This is a genomic window from Aureimonas phyllosphaerae, from assembly GCF_047943035.1.
Lineage (GTDB): Bacteria > Pseudomonadota > Alphaproteobacteria > Rhizobiales > Rhizobiaceae > Aureimonas > Aureimonas phyllosphaerae.
Genome location: NZ_CP181348.1, coordinates 281,869 through 298,343, shown reverse-complemented (window position 1 = coordinate 298,343; position 16,475 = coordinate 281,869). Strand labels below are relative to the sequence as shown.

General features: G+C 70.6%; 17 protein-coding genes. 4 read left to right on the top strand and 13 right to left on the bottom strand.

Features of this window, described 5'->3' with window-relative positions:
* The first annotated feature begins 2 nt into the window (after positions 1-2).
* Together ACLNGM_RS01400 and ACLNGM_RS01395 are read left to right on the top strand one after the other, a co-directional pair.
* Positions 3-425: an RbsD/FucU family protein gene (locus ACLNGM_RS01400; RefSeq protein WP_416356881.1), complete on the top strand. Its 423-nt coding sequence runs from the start codon at positions 3-5 to the stop codon at positions 423-425.
* A complete protein-coding gene (locus tag ACLNGM_RS01395; RefSeq protein WP_416356880.1) occupies positions 422-1,291 on the top strand; it encodes an amidohydrolase family protein in 870 nt (289 codons plus the stop codon). Before ACLNGM_RS01400 ends, ACLNGM_RS01395 begins: the two co-directional genes overlap by 4 nt.
* On the opposite strand, the gene ACLNGM_RS01390 is transcribed toward ACLNGM_RS01395, so the two are convergent.
* Genes ACLNGM_RS01390 through ACLNGM_RS01360 form a run of 7 tightly spaced genes read right to left on the bottom strand, consistent with a single transcriptional unit; the run spans position 1,258 to position 8,108 of the window.
* Positions 1,258-2,043 (bottom strand): nitrilase-related carbon-nitrogen hydrolase, encoded by a 786-nt coding sequence (locus ACLNGM_RS01390; protein WP_416356879.1) that lies wholly within the window; start codon positions 2,041-2,043, stop codon positions 1,258-1,260. The genes ACLNGM_RS01395 and ACLNGM_RS01390 overlap by 34 nt on opposite strands.
* Positions 2,043-2,825: an ABC transporter permease gene (locus ACLNGM_RS01385; RefSeq protein ID WP_416356878.1), complete on the bottom strand. Its 783-nt coding sequence runs from the start codon at positions 2,823-2,825 to the stop codon at positions 2,043-2,045. The genes ACLNGM_RS01390 and ACLNGM_RS01385 overlap by 1 nt, the downstream gene beginning before the upstream one ends.
* On the bottom strand, positions 2,822-3,682 hold the full coding sequence (locus ACLNGM_RS01380) for an ABC transporter permease (RefSeq protein ID WP_416356877.1): 861 nt from the start codon (positions 3,680-3,682) through the stop codon (positions 2,822-2,824). The genes ACLNGM_RS01385 and ACLNGM_RS01380 overlap by 4 nt, the downstream gene beginning before the upstream one ends.
* Complete coding sequence (locus ACLNGM_RS01375; protein WP_055890411.1) at positions 3,679-4,716, bottom strand: ABC transporter ATP-binding protein; 1,038 nt, start codon at positions 4,714-4,716, stop codon at positions 3,679-3,681. The genes ACLNGM_RS01380 and ACLNGM_RS01375 overlap by 4 nt, the downstream gene beginning before the upstream one ends.
* A gap of 46 nt (positions 4,717-4,762) precedes the next feature.
* Positions 4,763-5,848, bottom strand: a complete 1,086-nt coding sequence (locus tag ACLNGM_RS01370; RefSeq protein WP_055890409.1) for an ABC transporter substrate-binding protein — start codon at positions 5,846-5,848, stop codon at positions 4,763-4,765.
* 26 nt (positions 5,849-5,874) lie between these two features.
* The gene (gene speB, locus ACLNGM_RS01365) at positions 5,875-6,927 is read right to left on the bottom strand and encodes an agmatinase (protein WP_055890406.1); all 1,053 of its coding nucleotides are present in this window, start codon (positions 6,925-6,927) and stop codon (positions 5,875-5,877) included.
* Positions 6,924-8,108: an aminotransferase gene (locus tag ACLNGM_RS01360; protein WP_416356876.1), complete on the bottom strand. Its 1,185-nt coding sequence runs from the start codon at positions 8,106-8,108 to the stop codon at positions 6,924-6,926. Before ACLNGM_RS01360 ends, speB begins: the two co-directional genes overlap by 4 nt.
* 132 nt (positions 8,109-8,240) lie before the next feature.
* Here ACLNGM_RS01360 and ACLNGM_RS01355 point away from each other — a divergent pair, with 132 nt between their 5' ends.
* Complete coding sequence (locus tag ACLNGM_RS01355) at positions 8,241-9,170, top strand: LysR family transcriptional regulator (protein WP_416356875.1); 930 nt, start codon at positions 8,241-8,243, stop codon at positions 9,168-9,170.
* A gap of 13 nt (positions 9,171-9,183) precedes the next feature.
* Here ACLNGM_RS01355 and ACLNGM_RS01350 read toward each other — a convergent pair whose 3' ends face one another.
* The 6 genes from ACLNGM_RS01350 to ACLNGM_RS01325 all read right to left on the bottom strand — a co-directional run bounded on the left by ACLNGM_RS01350 (position 9,184) and on the right by ACLNGM_RS01325 (position 15,389).
* Positions 9,184-10,722, bottom strand: a complete 1,539-nt coding sequence (locus tag ACLNGM_RS01350) for a cryptochrome/photolyase family protein (protein WP_416356874.1) — start codon at positions 10,720-10,722, stop codon at positions 9,184-9,186.
* 101 nt (positions 10,723-10,823) lie between these two features.
* Positions 10,824-11,597 carry a phosphodiester glycosidase family protein gene (locus ACLNGM_RS01345; RefSeq protein WP_416356873.1) on the bottom strand — a complete coding sequence of 258 codons (774 nt, stop codon included), beginning with the start codon at positions 11,595-11,597 and terminating at the stop codon, positions 10,824-10,826.
* Between the two features lie 292 nt (positions 11,598-11,889).
* Positions 11,890-12,510, bottom strand: a complete 621-nt coding sequence (locus ACLNGM_RS01340; protein ID WP_416356872.1) for a class I SAM-dependent methyltransferase — start codon at positions 12,508-12,510, stop codon at positions 11,890-11,892.
* Complete coding sequence (locus ACLNGM_RS01335) at positions 12,507-13,217, bottom strand: PIG-L deacetylase family protein (protein WP_416356871.1); 711 nt, start codon at positions 13,215-13,217, stop codon at positions 12,507-12,509. The genes ACLNGM_RS01340 and ACLNGM_RS01335 overlap by 4 nt, the downstream gene beginning before the upstream one ends.
* On the bottom strand, positions 13,214-14,311 hold the full coding sequence (locus tag ACLNGM_RS01330; RefSeq protein WP_416356870.1) for an acyl-CoA dehydrogenase family protein: 1,098 nt from the start codon (positions 14,309-14,311) through the stop codon (positions 13,214-13,216). Before ACLNGM_RS01330 ends, ACLNGM_RS01335 begins: the two co-directional genes overlap by 4 nt.
* Positions 14,301-15,389 carry a glycosyltransferase gene (locus ACLNGM_RS01325; RefSeq protein ID WP_416356869.1) on the bottom strand — a complete coding sequence of 363 codons (1,089 nt, stop codon included), beginning with the start codon at positions 15,387-15,389 and terminating at the stop codon, positions 14,301-14,303. Before ACLNGM_RS01325 ends, ACLNGM_RS01330 begins: the two co-directional genes overlap by 11 nt.
* A gap of 313 nt (positions 15,390-15,702) precedes the next feature.
* On the opposite strand from ACLNGM_RS01325, the gene ACLNGM_RS01320 reads away from it, so the two are divergent.
* Entirely contained in the window at positions 15,703-16,461 is a 759-nt protein-coding gene (locus ACLNGM_RS01320; RefSeq protein WP_416356868.1) for a Crp/Fnr family transcriptional regulator, read from the top strand.
* The last annotated feature ends 14 nt before the right edge of the window (positions 16,462-16,475 follow it).

Below are 16,475 nucleotides of genomic sequence, written 5' to 3'. Positions count from 1 at the left end.
CCATGCTGAAGAATATCGACCCGCTTCTCAACGGCCAGCTCCTCGCGATCCTCGACGACATGGGCCACGGCAACGAGATCGTCATCGCCGACGCCAATTTCGGCGCGGCCAACGTCGCCCAGCGCCTCGTCGACCTGCCGGGCACGAGCGCGACCGACCTCGTCGAGGCGATCCTCTCCGTCTTCCCGCTCGACGACTTCGTCGAGGACCCGATGGCGGTGATGAGGGCGCCGCCCGAGACGCGCCCGATGTACGACGCCTTCCAGGCGAGCGCCGACAAGGCGGAGGGACGCCGCGTCACGATCGCCGAGATCGATCCGGCCGAGTTCGTCGAGCGCACCCGCCGCGCCTATGCCGTGATCGCCAGCGGCGAGCGGCGGCTGTATGGTAATGTCCTGCTACGCAAGGGAGTGCTGCGTCCATGACATCCGTCGCCCGTCCGGTCACGATCGACAGCCACCAGCATTTCTGGCGCGTCTCGCGCGGTGACTACGGCTGGATGGGCGAGCATGTGAAGCCGCTCCTGCGCGACTTCATGCCGGAGGACCTCGCGCCGCTCCTGCGCCGCGCCGGCATCGACCGGACGATCCTCGTCCAGGCGGCCGAGACGGAGGCCGAAACGGACTTTCTCCTCGAGATCGCCGCCGCAACGCCCTTCGTGGCGGGCGTCGTCGGCTGGCTCGACATGGATGCGGACGGCTTTGCCGAGCGTCTCGCACACTACCGCGCGCAGCCGAAATTCGTCGGGCTGCGGCCGATGCTCCAGGGGCTCGACGACGACGCCTTCATCCTGCGCCCGCGCGTCCTCGACAATCTGCGCCGCGTCGCCGACAGCGGCCTTGCCTTCGATGTCCTGACCTTCCCGAAGCATCTGCCCCATGTGGCCGAGGCGCTGGCGGCGGTGCCGGGCCTCCGGGCCGTCGTCGACCATCTGTCGAAGCCGCCGATCGCGGCCGGCGATCTCGATCCCTGGCGTGACGACATCACCCGCATCGCCGCCTTCCCGAACGTTTCGTGCAAGGTGTCCGGCATGGTGACGGAGGCGAAGGCCGACTGGGCGATGGACGATCTCGCCCCTTACGTCGACCACGTCGCCGCGTGCTTCGGCGCGGACCGGCTCCTGTTCGGCTCGGACTGGCCGGTTGCGACGCTGGCCGCCGAATACGGCGAGGTCGCCCACGCGGCGCGCGCGCTGCTCGGCCGCCGCTTCGGGCCGGAGGACATGGACAAGATCTTCGGCGGCAACGCCGCGCGCTTCTACGGCGTGGAGTCGGCGAGTTCGCCGAGATAGTTGTTGGCGGCCCGCGGCCCCGCGAAGGCGGCGGGGTCGAGGTCGGCGACGAGCATCTCGGCTTGCGCCTCGCCGCCCCGCGCCAGCGCCGTGCCGTCCGGCCCGGCGATCACCGACAGGCCCTGATAGGCGAACGTTCCGTCTTGTCCGCACCAGTCGGCATAGGACAGGAACACGCTGTTCTCGAAGGCGCGCGTCGGCACGAGGCTGCGGGCGATGAAGCGCGCGCCCTCGCCCGCCGGCAGCGCCGTCGGCACGAGGACGAGGTCCGCGCCGGCCTGTGCCAGCGCCCGCACGGTCTCGGGAAACTCGACGTCGAAGCAGACGAGAAGCCCGACCCGGAAGCCCGCGAAGGCGACGACCGGGGATATGGCCGTGCCAGGCGAAAAGGCGCTGCGCTCGTAGTCCCCGTAGAGGAAGCGCTTGGCATAGACGACCGGCGCCTCGCCGGGCCGCAGGAACACGGCGGCGTTGCGCACCACCGGGCCGTCCGCGACGGGGAGCCCGAGCGCCAGCGCGACGCGGGTCTCCTCGACCCGTTCCTGAAGGCGCGCGATCGTCTCCGCCGCCCGCTCGGCCTCCGCCCGCAGCGCCTGCGCGCCGGCGCCGTAGCCGGGCAGGGCGAGTTCGGGCAGGTGGGCGAGATCGGCGCCGGCCTCGCGCGCCCGGGCGAGGCACCGGTCGATCCCGAGGAGGCCGTCTGCCCCAGAGCGGGCCGCCGCCGCATCGAGCTGGAAGAGGGCAAGACGCATCAGCGGCGCTCCCAGGCGCCGAGCAGTTTTGGCAAGTCGCCGAACCGCGCGACGAGGCCGAAGACGAGCGCTGCGAGCGCCACGAACAGCACCGAGATCGACGCCATCACCGGCGTGTAGCCGTAGCGAAGGGCGTTGAAGATCTTGATCGGCACGGTCTCCATCGTGAAGCCGACCGTCATGTAGGCGATGATGTATTCGTTGAGCGAGAGCACGAAGGCGAAGGCGAAGCCCGACACGAGGTAGGGCCGGATCATCGGCAGGACGATCGTCCGCCGCACCGCCGCCTCGCTGGCGCCCATCGTGCGGGCGGCTTCCACGATCTCGCGGTCGATCGAGGAGAAGCCGAGCGTCAGCGTCACGAGCGGCAGGCTGGTGAAGAAGATCGCGTGGCTGACGACGACGGTGAAGGACGAGCCGTAGAAGCCGACGGTCGACCAGAAGGCGAGCGCGCCGAGCCCGGTGATCACCGGCGGCAGCACGAAGGGCGAGACGCCCAGAAGCTGCACGATGCGGCCGGGAAGCGTCGCCCGCCGCCACAGGGCGTAGGCGATCGGCAGGGCGATGAGGACGGCGAGCGCCGCCGCCAGCACCGCGATGGAAACGGACGTGAACAGCGCTCCGCGCCAGTCCGGGTCGGTGAAGATCGCCTGATACCAGCGCAGCGACAGGCCCTTCGTCGGGAAGACGAGACTCTGCTGCGCGTTGACCGACACGCCCGCGATGATCGCGACGGGCGCGGCAAGGAAGAGGGCGACCAGCGCGAGGAACAGGCGGCTCATGTCGCGCTCCCGACGCGGCGCGCCCCGAACAGCGCCGTCAGCGACACGAGGAGGATGCTGGCCAGCACCAGGAACACGGCCATCGCCGCGGCGAACGGCATGTTGGACTGGTAGATCGCCTGGTCGGTGATGAGGACGGACAGCGTCCAGTGCTGCGGCCGGCCGAGAAGCTGCGGCAGGAGGTAGGAGCCGAGCGCGAACACGAAGACGACGACGAAGGTCGCGGCCAGCGCCCCGCGCAGCGCCGGCAGGATCACGGTGAGGAAGGCGCGCACCGGCGAGGCGCCGAGCGTTTCGGCGGCTTCTCCGAGCGAGGGGTCGAGGCGCGAGAAGGACGGGTAGAGCACCAGCACGCAGTAGGGCAGCGCCTGGTAGGACATGCCGAGAAGGACGGCGGCAAAGCTCGGCGTGAAGGCGGCGGGCGTCTTCATCAGGCCGATCGCGACGAGGAGGTTGGAGATGCCGGCCGTGCGCGACAGGAGCGTCGACCAGGAAAAGCCGATGATCACCTCGGAGAGGGACAGGACGGCGAGCAACGCGACCAGCCAGGGCACCTGCGAGCGCCGGGGCAGGCGCGACAGGAGATAGGTGAAGGGCGCGCCGATCACGAGGCAGATCAGCGCGACCAGCGCCGACAGGCCGAGCGAGAAGAGGAGGATTTCGCCGAAGAACAGCGACAGGAAGCGTACGTAGTTGTCGGAGGTCAGAACCGGCTCGTAGAATCCGCCCTGGACGCGCTGGAAGAACGAGACGGCGATCATCAGGCCGAACGGCACGACGAAGAAGGCGCCGAGCATCAGGCCGGGAAAGACGAGGGCGCCCTGACCGCCGGCGGGGCGGGACGTGGCCGCGCTCATGCGGCCCCGGCGGGAAAGACGGTCGCAGTGCCGGGCTTCAGCGTCAGCGATACGGGCGTGCCGGCGGGCGGCACGTCGGCGCCGGCCTCGCGGTGCGCGATGATGCGCTGGTCGCCCGAGCGCAGGTAGATCTCGACCGCCGAGCCCATGTCGCGCACGAACTCGACCCGGGCTGCGATCGGCCCGTCGCCCTCGGGCAGTAGGACGACGTCCTCGGGTCGCACCGACACGAGCGCGGCCTCGCCCGGCAGGGCGAGACCCGGCAGGAGGGCGCCCGACGCAAGGCGCGCGCCGCCGGCCTCGCGGCGCGCTTCCAGGAGGTTGGTCTGGCCGAGAAAGTCCGCGACGAACGGCGTTGCCGGTCGACGATAGACCTCGATCGGCCGGTCCATCTGCAGCACCCGGCCGTTCTGCATGACGACGACCTGATCGGCCATGGTCATCGCCTCGCGCTGGTCGTGGGTGACGACGATCGTGGTGATGCCGAGCCGCTCCTGCAGGAGGCGCAGTTCCACCTGCATGGCCTCGCGCAGCTTGGCGTCGAGCGCCGACAGCGGCTCGTCGAGGAGGAAGAGGCGCGGCGCGACGGCGAGCGCGCGGGCGATCGCCACGCGCTGGCGCTGGCCGCCCGAAAGCTGCGTGATCGCCCGGCCCTCGACGCCGGGCAGGCGCACGAGGTCGAGAAGTTCGCGCACGCGCGCTTCCGCCGCGCCGCGGCTTGTCCCCCGAAGGCGCAAGGGATAGGCGATGTTGTCGCCCACCGTCAGGTGCGGGAACAGCGCCAGCGACTGGAACACCATGCCGAAGCCCCGCTTGTGGACCGGGACATGGGTGATCGTCTCTGATCCGAAGCGGATGTCGCCGGCGGTCGGCGTCTCCAGCCCGGCGATCATGCGCATCAGCGTGGTCTTGCCGCAGCCCGACGGCCCCAGAAGACACACGAACGTGCCCTCCGGGATCGTGAGGTCGACGGCGTCCACGGCGGTCGCCGCGCCGTAGCGCTTCGTCACGCCGGAGAGCACGAGTGCGGTCATGGGCTGGAAAACTCCTGAGACGGGGTGAGGCGGGCGCCGGGCGCGCTCAGCCGACGATCAGCTCGGTCCACTTCTGGTTCAGCCAGTCGGCCTTCGACACGTAGAGGTCGTAGCGCGGCACGATCGGCTCGGAGGTGGAGGAGACGGCCGCGAACTCGGCGTCCGTCAGGTCGAGGAGCGAGCGCTGGATCACCGGCGCGGTGCCGACCTTGCGGGCGAGCAGCGCCTGCGTCGCGGGCTGGGTCATGTAGTCGATGAACTCGTGCGCGATGTCGAGCTTCGTCGAGGCCTTGCTGACGGCCCAGCAGCCCGAATCCGAGATGCCGCCTTCCTTCGGGAAGGTGGAGCGGACCGGCGCGCCCTTGGAGGCCGCAAGGCCCGTCACGTCGTGGTAGTACTGGCCCATCGGGATCTCGCCCGACTTCAGTGCCGCCTCGAACTGCGCCTCGTCGCGATACCAGAGCTGCACGTTCGGCTTCACCTCGGCCAGCTTGTCCATCACCTTGAGGATGCCTTCCTCGGTGTCGAGCACCTCAGTGCCGCCGAAGAAGGTCTTGGCCGTCACCTCGAGGAGGAACGAGTTCGAGACGAGGGCGAGAAGGCCGAGCTTGCCCTCGTTCGCCGGATCCCAGAAGGCGGCCCAACTGTCGGGTGCGGTCGGGTAGGCCTCGGTATTGGTGACGAGGTTGATGTACCACGCGACGGCGCCGACGCCGGCTACCCGCTCGTCCGGGTACTTCACGAGGAACGGCGGCAGGATGTCCTTGGCGTTCTTGATGCGCGCGAGGTCGAGCGGCGCCCAGAGCTCGGTCGACAGGCCCTTGCGCATGGCGACCTGGCTGATCATCGACACGTCGGCCGGCGCGATGTTGGCGCGCGCCGCCTGCTCCAGCTGCACGAGCCAAGCCTCGCCCGTCGGCTCGGCGATGCCCTCCACCGCGATGCCCGTCGCCTTCGTGAAGGCGGGGAAGACGTTCTCGTCGAAGGAATCCTTGAAGTAGCCGCCGTAGACGCCGACCTTCAGCGAGCGGTCCTGCGCGCGCAGGATGCCGGGCATGGCCAGCGTCGCGGCGCCGGCGGCCGCGCCCAGAAGCACCGTGCGGCGGGTCGGATGGGCGATGGAAGTCGTCATGTCGCGTGTCTCCGTTCGGTGGATCGTCAGGATGGGACGCCGGCGCGGCCGGGCGAGAAGGGCACGAGGCTCAGGATCTCGAACAGCATCTGGGCGCCGGCATGGGCGGTGTTGGTGGTGGCGTCGTATTGCGGCGCGACCTCGACGAGGTCGCCGCCGACGAGGCGGATGCCGGCGAGCCCGCGCAGGAGGCTCTGCGCTTCGCGCGTCGACAGGCCGCCGATCTCGGGCGTGCCGGTGCCGGGCGCGAAGGCCGGGTCGAGGCTGTCGATGTCGAAGGAGAGATACACCGGCGCGTCGCCGACCGTCCGCTTCGCCATCTCGACGATTCGGGGAATGCCGAGCTCCGTGATCTCCTCGGCGTGGATCACGGTCATGCCGGACTCGGTCGAGAACTCCCAGAGGTAGTCGGACGAGCCGCGGATGCCGATCTGAATGGTGCGCGTGGGATCGAGCACGCCGTCGAGCACCGCCTGGCGGAACGGCCCGCCGTGGTGGAACTTGCAGCCGTCGAAGGGGCCGCTCGTGTCGCAGTGGGCGTCGATGTGGATCATCGCGACGGGCCGCTCCCGCCCGAGCGCGCGAAGGATCGGCAGCGAGATCGAATGGTCGCCGCCGACCGAGAGCGGGATGACGCCGGCGCCCGCGATCTTGGCCAGCGTCGCCTCGATGTCCTCGTGCGAGGTGGCGAGGTCGAAGCGCGAGCGGAAGGGCACGTCGCCGATGTCGGCGACGGCAAGGTCCAGCGTCGGCATCGTCTTCAGGACGTGGTTGTAGGGCCCGACGCGCTCGATGGTGCGCAGCGCCCGCGGCCCGAAGCGGCAGCCGTTGCGGTTGGTGACGCCGAGATCCATCGGCACGCCGAGAAGCGCGACGTCGAGGCCGGAAAAGTCCGGCGCCGACCAGTCGGTCGGCCGGTGCGGCGCGTCGAGCAGCGTCGGCACGCCGGCGAACGGGGCGACGCGCGTGCCCTTCGGATCGAAGAGCTTCGAGGCGACGCGGGCGAAGCCCTCGTCGTAGATGCGGCGTTCGTTGTCGCCGCCGAAGCGGGCGCGCAGGGCTTCGAGATCGAGGGTCATGCGGGGGCGTCCAGTGCGTCGGGAACGAGGGCGAGGCGGCGGGCGATCTCGGCGATCGACGGCGCCTCGACATTGGCGAAGGCGATGCGCAGGAACCGGTCTTGGCCGGGCCCGAAGAACGAGCCGGGCAGGGTGACGATGCCGAACTCGCGCGCGAGGCGCTCGGCGACGACGGCCGAGGGCCTGCCCGCGAACGGGTGTTCGACGAAGGCGAAGTAGGCGCCGATCTGCCGGATGCGCCAGCCGGCAAGACCCGCGAACGCCTCACGGAACGCGGCGGCCCTCTCGGCGATGGCGGCGGCGCTGGCGCGGCGATAGTCGCCGAGCGCCTCGATCGCCCAGGGGAGCGCCGCCTGCGCCGGGCGCGGGGCGCAGATCTGGATGCAGTCGATCACCTTCTCGATGTCGGCCATCAGGGCGGCGCCCGCGATCAGCGCGCCGACGCGGTGGCCGGGGATCGCGTAGCTCTTGGAGAAGGAATAGAGCGCGACGAGATGGTCTTTCGCCTCCGGCGCCGCGAACAGCGTGTGCGGGCGCGCCTCGCCGTCCAGGAAGTCGCGATAGGTCTCGTCGAGAACGAGCGTCACGCCGGAGCGGGCCGCGATCTCGAGGATGCGGGCGAGCAGCGCGTCCGGATAGACGGCGCCGGTCGGATTGTTGGGCGAGACGAGGACGACAGCGCGCGTGCGCGCGTCGATCATCGCCTCGAGAGCGTCCGGATCGGGCAGGAAGCCCGTGGCGGCGTCGAGCGGCAGCGGACGTGGCTCGATGCCGAGCATCTCCAGCGTCATCTGGTGGTTGAAGTACCAGGGCGTCGGCAGGATCACCGCGTCGCCCGCGCCCGCCAGCGCGACCATGGTGGCGAAGAAGGCCTGGTTGCAGCCGCTGGTGATGGCGACTTGCGAGGGGTCGATCGGGGTTCCGTAGCGCTCCGAGACATGCGCCGCATAGGCCCGGCGAAGCGCGGGATCGCCGAGAATGTCGCCGTAGCGGGCCTGCGCGGGCGCCCCCGCCGCCTCGGCGAGGCGCGCGGCGAGTTCGGGCGGCGGCGGCCGGTTCGGAACCGCCTGGCTGCAGTCGATGAGCGGCCCATGGGCGCCGTCGTACAGCGCGGCCCAGCGTCCCGCCTGCGCGATCGGCGGCACCGCGACACGGGCGAGACGCGTCGTCGCCGCCGTCATGCCGGGCATTTCGTCGAATGGAGGCGGGAGACCGTATGCATGCGGAATGATCACATCGAGGCGGTGGCGTGTTGTTGACCATAGGATCGGGATCGACGCCCGCGCCATAGGCTTCTATCAAGGTTCACCTTGATGTTTGTCCATGGAAGGGCGGCTTCGCTGCGTGTCTCGGGAAGTGACCTTCGCCTTCTCCAGGTGTTCGACGCCGTGGTGCGCGGCGGCGGCTATGCCGGCGCCGAGGCCGAACTCAACATCGGGCAGTCGACGATCAGCAACCACATGACCGCGCTCGAGGAGCGCATCGGCTTCTCGCTCTGCCAGCGCGGGCGCGGCGGCTTCCGGCTGACGGAGCGCGGCCAGGCCGTGCACGAGGCCTCGCGTCGCCTCGCGCAGGCGCTCGGCGATTTCGCCGCCGACGTCGCGGCCCTGAAGGGGGAACTGCGGGGCGAGCTTCGCGTCGCCATCCTCGATTCGGTCGCGAGCGATCCCGCCAACCGTATCACCGAGGTGATCGCCGCCTTTGGCCGCACGGCGCCGGACGTGCGGCTGGTGCTGGTGCAGGAGCGGCCGCAGGACATCCAGCCGAAGGTCGCCGAAGGGCTCTACCATTGCGGCATCGGCAGCCATCGCTCGCGCGTCGAAGGGCTCGACTACCGCCCGCTCTACGAGGAGAGCCACGGCCTCTACTGCGGCGCCGGCCACCCGTTCTTCGAGCGTCCCGACGTCGAGCTGACCGACGAGGTGCTGGCCGCCGCGCCCTATGTCCATCGCGGCTACTGGCGCGAGGAGGACGGTATGCGCCGCATCCGCTGGCGCATCGAGGCGACCGTGCAGCAGATCGAGCCCGAACTCATCCTGATCCGCACCGGCCGCTTCATCGGCTTCCTGCCGCATCATGCCGCCGAGGCCGATCTTGCCGCCGGTCGCATGCGCCGCATCCGGCCGGGCGATGTCGGCTATGTCTGCCTGTTCGAGCTCTACACGCCGCGTGCGCGGCGCGGCAGCGACGTGCTCGCCGCGTTTCTCGCCAGCATCGAGACGGCGTGGCCGCCCAGCGCGTGACGGGCGCCGTCGCTCAAGTTTCGCGATAGGGCTGGAGCGCGTCGAGGAAGCGGGCGGCGTCGCCGCGCATCGCCTCGATCTTCGCCTCGTCCATATGCCCGAGCGTATAGACCGTCCGGCTCATGCGCGGATTGTCCTCGAAGCGCTCGCGGTGGCGGGCGATGAAGTCCCAGTAGAGGTAGTTGAACGGGCAGGCGTCCTCGCCGGTGCGCTGCTTCACATCGTAGCGGCAATGGCCGCAGTAGTTCGACATCTTGTTGATGTAGTTGCCCGACGCGGCATAGGGCTTCGTGGCGAAGACGCCGTCGTCGGCATAGAGGATCATGCCGACGACGTTCGGCATCTCCACCCATTCGTAGGCGTCGTGATAGACGAGGAGATACCATTCCTGCACCTCCACCGGGTCGAGCCCGGCCAGCAGGCAGAAGTTGCCGATCACCATCAGGCGCTGGATGTGGTGGGCATAGGCGTTGGCCGCGGTCTCGCCGATCGACTGCTTCAGGCAGTTCATGTCCGTGTCGGCGGTCCAGAAGAAGTCCGGCAGCGGGCGCGTCGCCTCGAGCGCATTGCGCGCCCCGTAGCCCGGCATCTCGCGCCAGTAGACGCCGCGCACGAACTCGCGCCAGCCGATGATCTGGCGGATGAAGCCCTCCGCGGCATTGAGCGGCACCGTGCCCGCGCGATAGGCGGCCTCCGCCGCCTCGCAGCATTCCCGCGGATCGAGAAGGCCGCAGTTGATCAGCGCCGACAGGTGGGAGTGAAAGAGAAGAGGCTCGCCCTGGCGCATCGCGTCCTCGTAGGCGCCGAAGTCCGGCAGCGCCTTGTCGGCGAACCACGCGAGGTAGCGCTTCGCATCGCTTCGCGTCACCGGGTAGTCGAAGTCGGCGAGCGAGCCGAAATGGTTGCCGAAGCGGCGCGCGACCAGCGCCAGCACCCCTTGAGTCGTCTCGTCCGGCTCGAAATGCGGCCGCCGGGGAACGATGATGCGTTTGGGCAGCGGCTTGCGGTTCTCGGCGTCGAAGTTCCAGCGGCCGCCCTCCGGCTTGCCGTTCGCGCCCATCAGGTAGCCGGTGCGCTCGCGCATGCCGCGATAGAACGCCTCCATCAGGAGCGACGACCGGTCCCCGGCGAAGGTTTCGAACGCCTCGTGCGAGCACAGGAAGCGGTCGTCGGGGCGGATTTCGACGGGGACGCCGAACGCGGCCTCCCATCCCTTCATCATCTCGAGGACGCGCCATTCGCCGGGCTCGGTGACGACGACGCGACTTGCCTTGTGGCGGGCGATGGCATCGCTAAGCGCCTCGCCGAAGCTCGCGGCCTTCCGCTTGCCGTCGAGGCGGAGGTAGTCGACGTGGACGCCGTCCGCTTCCAGTTCGGCCGCGAAGTGGCGCATGGCGGCGAACAGGAAGGCGATCTTGCGCTGGTGATGGCGCACATAGGTCGCCTCGTCGTCGACCTCCGCCATCAGCACGATGTCGCCTTCTGCCAAGTCCGACAGGCTCGACAGGTTGCGCGACAGCTGGTCGCCGAGAACGAAGCGGATCATGGTCATCGGGGCGGCGGGATCCTCGGACGGCGGCGGTCACCGCTAGATGACCGCAACCGCGTCCCCTTCAACCCGTCCGCGCCGCAAGGCCGCATGAGGGTTGGGGATCAGCGCACCAGCCCGAGCATCGGGCCGTAGCCGCCGTGCCACGACGTGTCGTCGCGCCCCTGCGCGGGATCGTAAAGCCCCGTGCCGTTGCCGCCGTCGAGGAAGAGGGCGTCGGGGCAGCCGAGATGGTCGCGGAACAGCCGCGCGAAGTCGTGGAAGTTGACGCGGCCCTCGCTGATCGCGACGCGTACCGCGCCGTTCGCGCACACGCCGACGCCGCTGCGCCGCGTGCGATCGCTGGAGCCGGGAATGAGAGCCGGGTGCAGCGCCCCGCCGATCACCAGCATCGGGCCGGACTGGGTGGCGAAGCGAACCGCGGGGCGCTGCGTCTCGAAGGCGTCGCTCGAAAGGATGCCCGCGCCCGCCTCACCAAGGAAGAAGACGCCGTTCGGCTGCTTGTAGAAGTTCGGAATGCTGCCGGGCGAGCCGGTCATCACCGTCCGGTCGAGCGGTCGGAGTTCGCGTCCGTTCTCGACATAGAGGCCGATCGGCGAGAAGTCCGTGTCGTACATGCCGGCATTGACGGCAAAGACGAGCCGGTGCCCTTCGGCCTCCAGCGATTGCGCGACACGCTCGAAGCGGCGGAACGGGGCCTCGTCCGCGCCGCGCCAGAACAGGCGAAGGTCGGATGCGGCCGGGTCCACCGTGCAGACGAGATAGCGTGCGTCCTCGAACGCGTCGGGGGCGCAGGGACCCCCGGCCTCCTCGGCCGTTGCGGGCTGGAGCCAGAGCGCCTGACACACGAGGCCGATCGCCGCCACTCGTCTCAGCATGTCCGAACTCCCGCCTGCGTCTGGAGCTGATCCATGCCCGATGCCATCAGGCGGGGCAACATGGATCGCAGGCGTTCCCTCCGGCCCGCGTCAGAGCCCCAAGAGCACCGTCGCGGGAACGGCCGCGCCGAAAACGAGAATGCCGGCGACGAGGAGAATGAAGGGAAGGTTCGGGGCTTTGGTCATGGGAGGTCTCCGAAGAAGCGGGCCGGATGCTGCCGGGCGTCCGCGGCGTCCTCAAAGCACGCGCCCGGCGGTCTGTAAGCTGGACGGATTGTCCAACCCGCCCTGATCAGCCGGCGGGCCTGCGAAGGCCGGTTCCCCGAGATCCGGCGCGCGGCCGGCGGAAGACCGCGACCGCGTATCGCCCGTGGCGGCACGCGTGAACGCGCGTCAGGCGCGCCGCCAGCCGGCGGCACAGTCGGTCTTGCGCAAGCGCCGGCGGCTGCGCGGTGTCGTCGAAGGCGACGACGTGGTGCAGCACCACGATCCGGCCGCCCGGCGCCAAGGTGCCGGCGAGGCGTTCCGCCAGCCGGTCGAGATCGCGGGCCGAAAGATAGTAGGCGATCTCCGACACCACGATGAGATCGAACGGACCCGGCGGTACCCCCGCCGGCAGGACGGCTTGGCGGTAGTCGATCCGCAGGTTGGGGGGTGTCAGGGCTTGCGCGGTCGCGAGCGCCGTCGGCGCGCCGTCGGTGGCGATCAGCGTCAGGCACCGCGAGGCGAGCGCCCGCGAGGTCTCGCCGATCGCGCAGGCGATTTCGAGGCCGCGCCCGAGCTTGCCCGCCCCACAGGCGCGGATGAGCACGGCGCGCTTCACCGCCTCGAAGTGCGAGGTCCGGTAGTCCCATGGATCGCTGAGGGCGCGGAATTTCGCCTCGAAGCCGGCAAGGTCGATCGCCTTCGTCACAGCGGGCGCCAGTAGAATTCCACGGGGCCGGTCAGGCGCTCGATGGTCGCCTTCGTCAGGCTGAAGGCTGTCGGATCGTCGTGGATGAGTGCGCCGCACTGGCTGCGATGCGCGGCCACGGCCCGTCGCTTGGCCGGCAGCGCATCCCCGATCGCGAAGCCGACGCGCTCCATCTCGCCGGGGCGGGGATGGTCGTCCGCCGCCCCGATCTCGTCGAGCCAGATCGCGTATTCCAGCGTTGCGGGCGCCATCCCGGCCTCGCTCAGCGCGCGGGTGACGAGGCTCCAGGCGTCGCGGTGGTCGCGGTGCGGGTCGCGCCGCCAGGGCAGGAGCACGAGGTCGGGCGCGACCTCCCGCATGAGAGCCGTGACGTCCCGAAGCGCCGCCGCGTCGCCGGGTGATCCCGGCAGGGGCATGTCCGCGTCGGGCAGGCGCAGGAACGTGCGCGCGGCCGCGTCGAGGCCGAGTTCGCAAAGGGCGGCTTCCGCCTCCGCCTCCCGCGTCGCGGCCAGTCTCGCGCGCGGCCAGGTCGGCGAGTGGAGGTGCGAGGCGCCGCCGTCGGTCACGAACAGGACGTGGACGAGGCGGCCGAGGCGCGCGAGGTGCCAGACGAGGCCGCCGCAGCCGAGCGCTTCGTCGTCGGGATGGGGCGCCACCACGATGACGCGCCGGGCGTCGAGCGCGCGGGGGTCGAGAACCTCGGTCATCGGCATGGCCCGGCATCGAAACGCCGGCCGGGCTCCCAGCGGCCGTCGGCGATCGCCGCGCCGAGGCCGGCCAGCGCGCCGTCGGGATTGGGCTGGCGCAGATAGGTGCGAAGGTCGCGCATGAGGCGCTCCAGCGGATGGGGCGCGATCAGGCCGGCGGCGCCGACCCCACGCTCGGCCTCTTCGAGCACGCCGAGCGCCGCCGCCTCGACCGCGCCGCGCGCGGCGTTTGCCGTGGCGACGAGCGGCTCGGGCGGGGCCCTGCCGGCGGCCACCGCGTCCCATTCGGCGGCGGCCCGGTCGAGCCAGCCGTAGCCGCCTTCCACCGCCGCGCCCATCCGGGCCACGCGTTGCGCCTGGTAAGGATCGCCGATCCGGCCGCTTGCCCGGAGATGGGCGACCGCGGCATCGAAGACGGCGTGCATGCCCCCGACCTGCACCGCCACGAAACGGATCGCGCCGGCAAAGAACCACGGCGCTTCGAGATAGGCGTCGGGAACGCCGAGGATCATGTCGGGCGTGACCTCGAGCCCGGTGAAATCGACCACGTGGCTCCCCGACGCGCGCATGCCCATCGGTTGCCACCAGGACCGGTCGACCGGGAGCCCGGCGAGCGGCACGGCGATCATCACCCGTCCCTGAGGCTCGCTGACCGTGACGATCGCATGCGACAGGCCGTCGACGCCTGAGGCATAGGTCTTGGCGCCCCGCAGCCGCCCGCCATCGAGCCGCAGCGGGTCGTCCGGCTTGTCGGTGTTCCAGACGCCATAGAGGCCGCCGTCGCGCGCCAGCGCATCGAAATGCGCGCGCTGGGCCGGTGTGCCGTGCCGGCGCATCAGTGCGAGGGCGTTGACGTGGCCTTCGAAGATCCGCCCGACCGGCAGGTCCGCGCGGCCGACCGTCGCCAGCACGCGCAGGAGCGTGCCGATCTCCCCATCCCCCAGCGGCGGTTCGGCGACGAGGCCCGCGCTGCGCAGGGCCTCGAAGGAGCGCTCTGGAAACGCGCCGTCGCGGTCGCGCAGGGCCGCGTCCGCCGCGATGGCGCGGGGGAGGTCGTCGCCGGTCTCGCCGGCCTCGAAGCGGTCAGGCCGCACGCATCGCTCCCTCGCGAACGGCGATCATGCCGAGGATCGTCGCGATCGCCTCGCCGACGGGCACGAGCGCCTCGGCGTCCGGTTCGTCCGGCGCGAAGCGCTCCACGGCCCAGGCCCCCGCGTGATCGCGGGGTGCTTCGTTGAATGCCTGCGGGTCGAGGCCGAGCGCGCGGGCCGCCGCATCGCGCGCGGGGCCGGCGAGGGCGGCGAGATCGCGGACCGCCCGGCGTCGCGTCAGGCGGCGCTCGACCCGCGCCGGCGCCTCCACGAGGTGGGGACGCCCCTCGCTCTCGGCACGCATCCAGGCCTTGAGACAGTCGGCCATGCCCCCTTGCGCCCGACCGATAAGGCGCGCCGACACCTCGACGCGCACGTCGAGCGGGTGCACGAGCTTCGCTCCGGCGGCGCGGGCCAGATTGACGAGGGCAAGGTCCTCGCGCCGCGGCAGGGGCGGCAGGCCGCCGAGGGCGCGGTAGAGATCGGCGCGGATGGCAAGGCTTCCCCCCGTATGGTCGGCGTGGCGGGGCCACGGATCGTGTTCGAGCGGGTCGATCAGCGCCGCGAGGCGATCGCAATGCGTGGCATAGGCTGCCGCCGCGCCCGCCCGCGCGTTGAAAGCAGGACCGAGGCGTTCCTCCTCCTCGCGGTTGCCCGTCAGCTTGCCGCCGACGAGGTCCGCGCCGCGGGCGAACGCGCGCACGCTGGCCGCGATCCAGTCGTGGTCGGGCACGGCGTCGGCATCCGTCGTCAGGACGATGCCGACGCCCGGCGCGCACAGATCGGCGGCGCGGTCCATCGCCATGCGCCGCGCCGTGCCGACATGGGCGCTCGCGCTGGGCAGGTCGACGTCGATCACCTCGGCTCGCAAACGCCCGAGAGCGGACAGGGCCTTCTCGCAGACGGCCCGCGTGCCGTCCGTGCAGTTGTTGAGGACGAGGACCACGGGCACGGTGCCGGCGGTCCGGGCCCACGACTGGCCGTCCAGGGCGCGAAGCAGCGCCGCGATCCGCCGCGCCTCGTTGCGCACGGGAACGGCGACCACGGGTTGCCAGGAAACGGCGGCAGGGAAATCCGTCATCCGGCAACGCTCCTTCCATCGGCCGCGATGGGGCGCGGATCCTTATCCTTGAGGTGGCGTTAGCTTTGGGGTGGGACAGAGGTTTTGGGTGCGTAGACGGGCGAATGTTTCCCGTCGCCCCTAAGATCTGTGCGGCTATCGACCTCGCGTCCGGGGCTGTTTCGCCACCGGGTGGCGTCACAGAAGACGAGCGCGCCGTGGCGGGAAGCGGAGCTGCGATCTCGTGTTCGCCGCAGTCGAAACAGCGCTGTCGCAAGCCTCCGCAGTCGGCTACATACAGGCCCGAGCCCGATCATTTCGTGAGGAGCCGGAGATGATCCCCGCAAACGACGATGCCCTGCGCCTCCTGCAGTTGCGCCTCGGCGCCCACAAGCCGTTCGGTGCGGCGGAGCGCGAGCTTCTCGCCAGCCTCCCCTGGCGCGTCGAGGACATGCCGGCCCGCCGCAGCTTCGTGCGCGAGGGGGACAAGCCGAAGCACTCGTGCCTCATCCTGCAGGGGCTTCTGGCGCGCGCCCGCTACACGGTCGAGGGCCAGCGGCAGATCCTGTCGATCCACGTGCCCGGCGACATGCCCGACCTGCAGAGCCTGCAGGTGCCGCACATGGACCACGACCTCGAGACGGTGGTGCCCTCGCGCATCGCCTTCGTGCCGCATGCCGAGCTTCGCCGCGTCTGCGATGCCTCGCCGCTGCTCGCCTCGTCCCTGTGGCGCGAGAGCCTGATCGACGCGGCGCTTCATCGTGCCGCAATCTTCCGCAACGGCCAGCTGGAAGCCGAGGCGCGCCTCGCCCACTTCCTGTGCGAGATGTATCTGCGGCACAAGGCGGTGGGGCTGGCCGACGACGGCGGCTTCGATCTCGCCCTGTCGCAGCAGCTGATCGGCGACGTCCTCGGGCTGACCCTCGTCAGCATCAACAAGGCGATGCAGGCGCTGCGCGCGCGCGAACTCATCCGCATGGAAAAGGGGCACGTCGACGTCCTGAACTGGAATTCGCTGTCGCGTCTCGGCCAGTTCGACGGTGCGTTCCTGCACCTTGAGGAGAAGGACGCCTCGTTGGCGGCGACCGGCTGATCGTCGGGATCGGC

What these genes read in the sequence shown, in the direction of transcription:
- ACLNGM_RS01400 (WP_416356881.1), top strand. Translation starts at nt 3, where the DNA reads ATGCTGAAGAATATCGACCCGCTTCTCAACGGCCAGCTCCTCGCGATC.
- ACLNGM_RS01395 (WP_416356880.1), top strand. Translation starts at nt 422, where the DNA reads ATGACATCCGTCGCCCGTCCGGTCACGATCGACAGCCACCAGCATTTC.
- ACLNGM_RS01390 (WP_416356879.1), bottom strand. Translation starts at nt 2,043, where the DNA reads ATGCGTCTTGCCCTCTTCCAGCTCGATGCGGCGGCGGCCCGCTCTGGG.
- ACLNGM_RS01385 (WP_416356878.1), bottom strand. Translation starts at nt 2,825, where the DNA reads ATGAGCCGCCTGTTCCTCGCGCTGGTCGCCCTCTTCCTTGCCGCGCCC.
- ACLNGM_RS01380 (WP_416356877.1), bottom strand. Translation starts at nt 3,682, where the DNA reads ATGAGCGCGGCCACGTCCCGCCCCGCCGGCGGTCAGGGCGCCCTCGTC.
- ACLNGM_RS01375 (WP_055890411.1), bottom strand. Translation starts at nt 4,716, where the DNA reads ATGACCGCACTCGTGCTCTCCGGCGTGACGAAGCGCTACGGCGCGGCG.
- ACLNGM_RS01370 (WP_055890409.1), bottom strand. Translation starts at nt 5,848, where the DNA reads ATGACGACTTCCATCGCCCATCCGACCCGCCGCACGGTGCTTCTGGGC.
- speB (WP_055890406.1), bottom strand. Translation starts at nt 6,927, where the DNA reads ATGACCCTCGATCTCGAAGCCCTGCGCGCCCGCTTCGGCGGCGACAAC.
- ACLNGM_RS01360 (WP_416356876.1), bottom strand. Translation starts at nt 8,108, where the DNA reads ATGACGGCGGCGACGACGCGTCTCGCCCGTGTCGCGGTGCCGCCGATC.
- ACLNGM_RS01355 (WP_416356875.1), top strand. Translation starts at nt 8,241, where the DNA reads ATGTTTGTCCATGGAAGGGCGGCTTCGCTGCGTGTCTCGGGAAGTGAC.
- ACLNGM_RS01350 (WP_416356874.1), bottom strand. Translation starts at nt 10,722, where the DNA reads ATGACCATGATCCGCTTCGTTCTCGGCGACCAGCTGTCGCGCAACCTG.
- ACLNGM_RS01345 (WP_416356873.1), bottom strand. Translation starts at nt 11,597, where the DNA reads ATGCTGAGACGAGTGGCGGCGATCGGCCTCGTGTGTCAGGCGCTCTGG.
- ACLNGM_RS01335 (WP_416356871.1), bottom strand. Translation starts at nt 13,217, where the DNA reads ATGACCGAGGTTCTCGACCCCCGCGCGCTCGACGCCCGGCGCGTCATC.
- ACLNGM_RS01325 (WP_416356869.1), bottom strand. Translation starts at nt 15,389, where the DNA reads ATGACGGATTTCCCTGCCGCCGTTTCCTGGCAACCCGTGGTCGCCGTT.
- ACLNGM_RS01320 (WP_416356868.1), top strand. Translation starts at nt 15,703, where the DNA reads ATGATCCCCGCAAACGACGATGCCCTGCGCCTCCTGCAGTTGCGCCTC.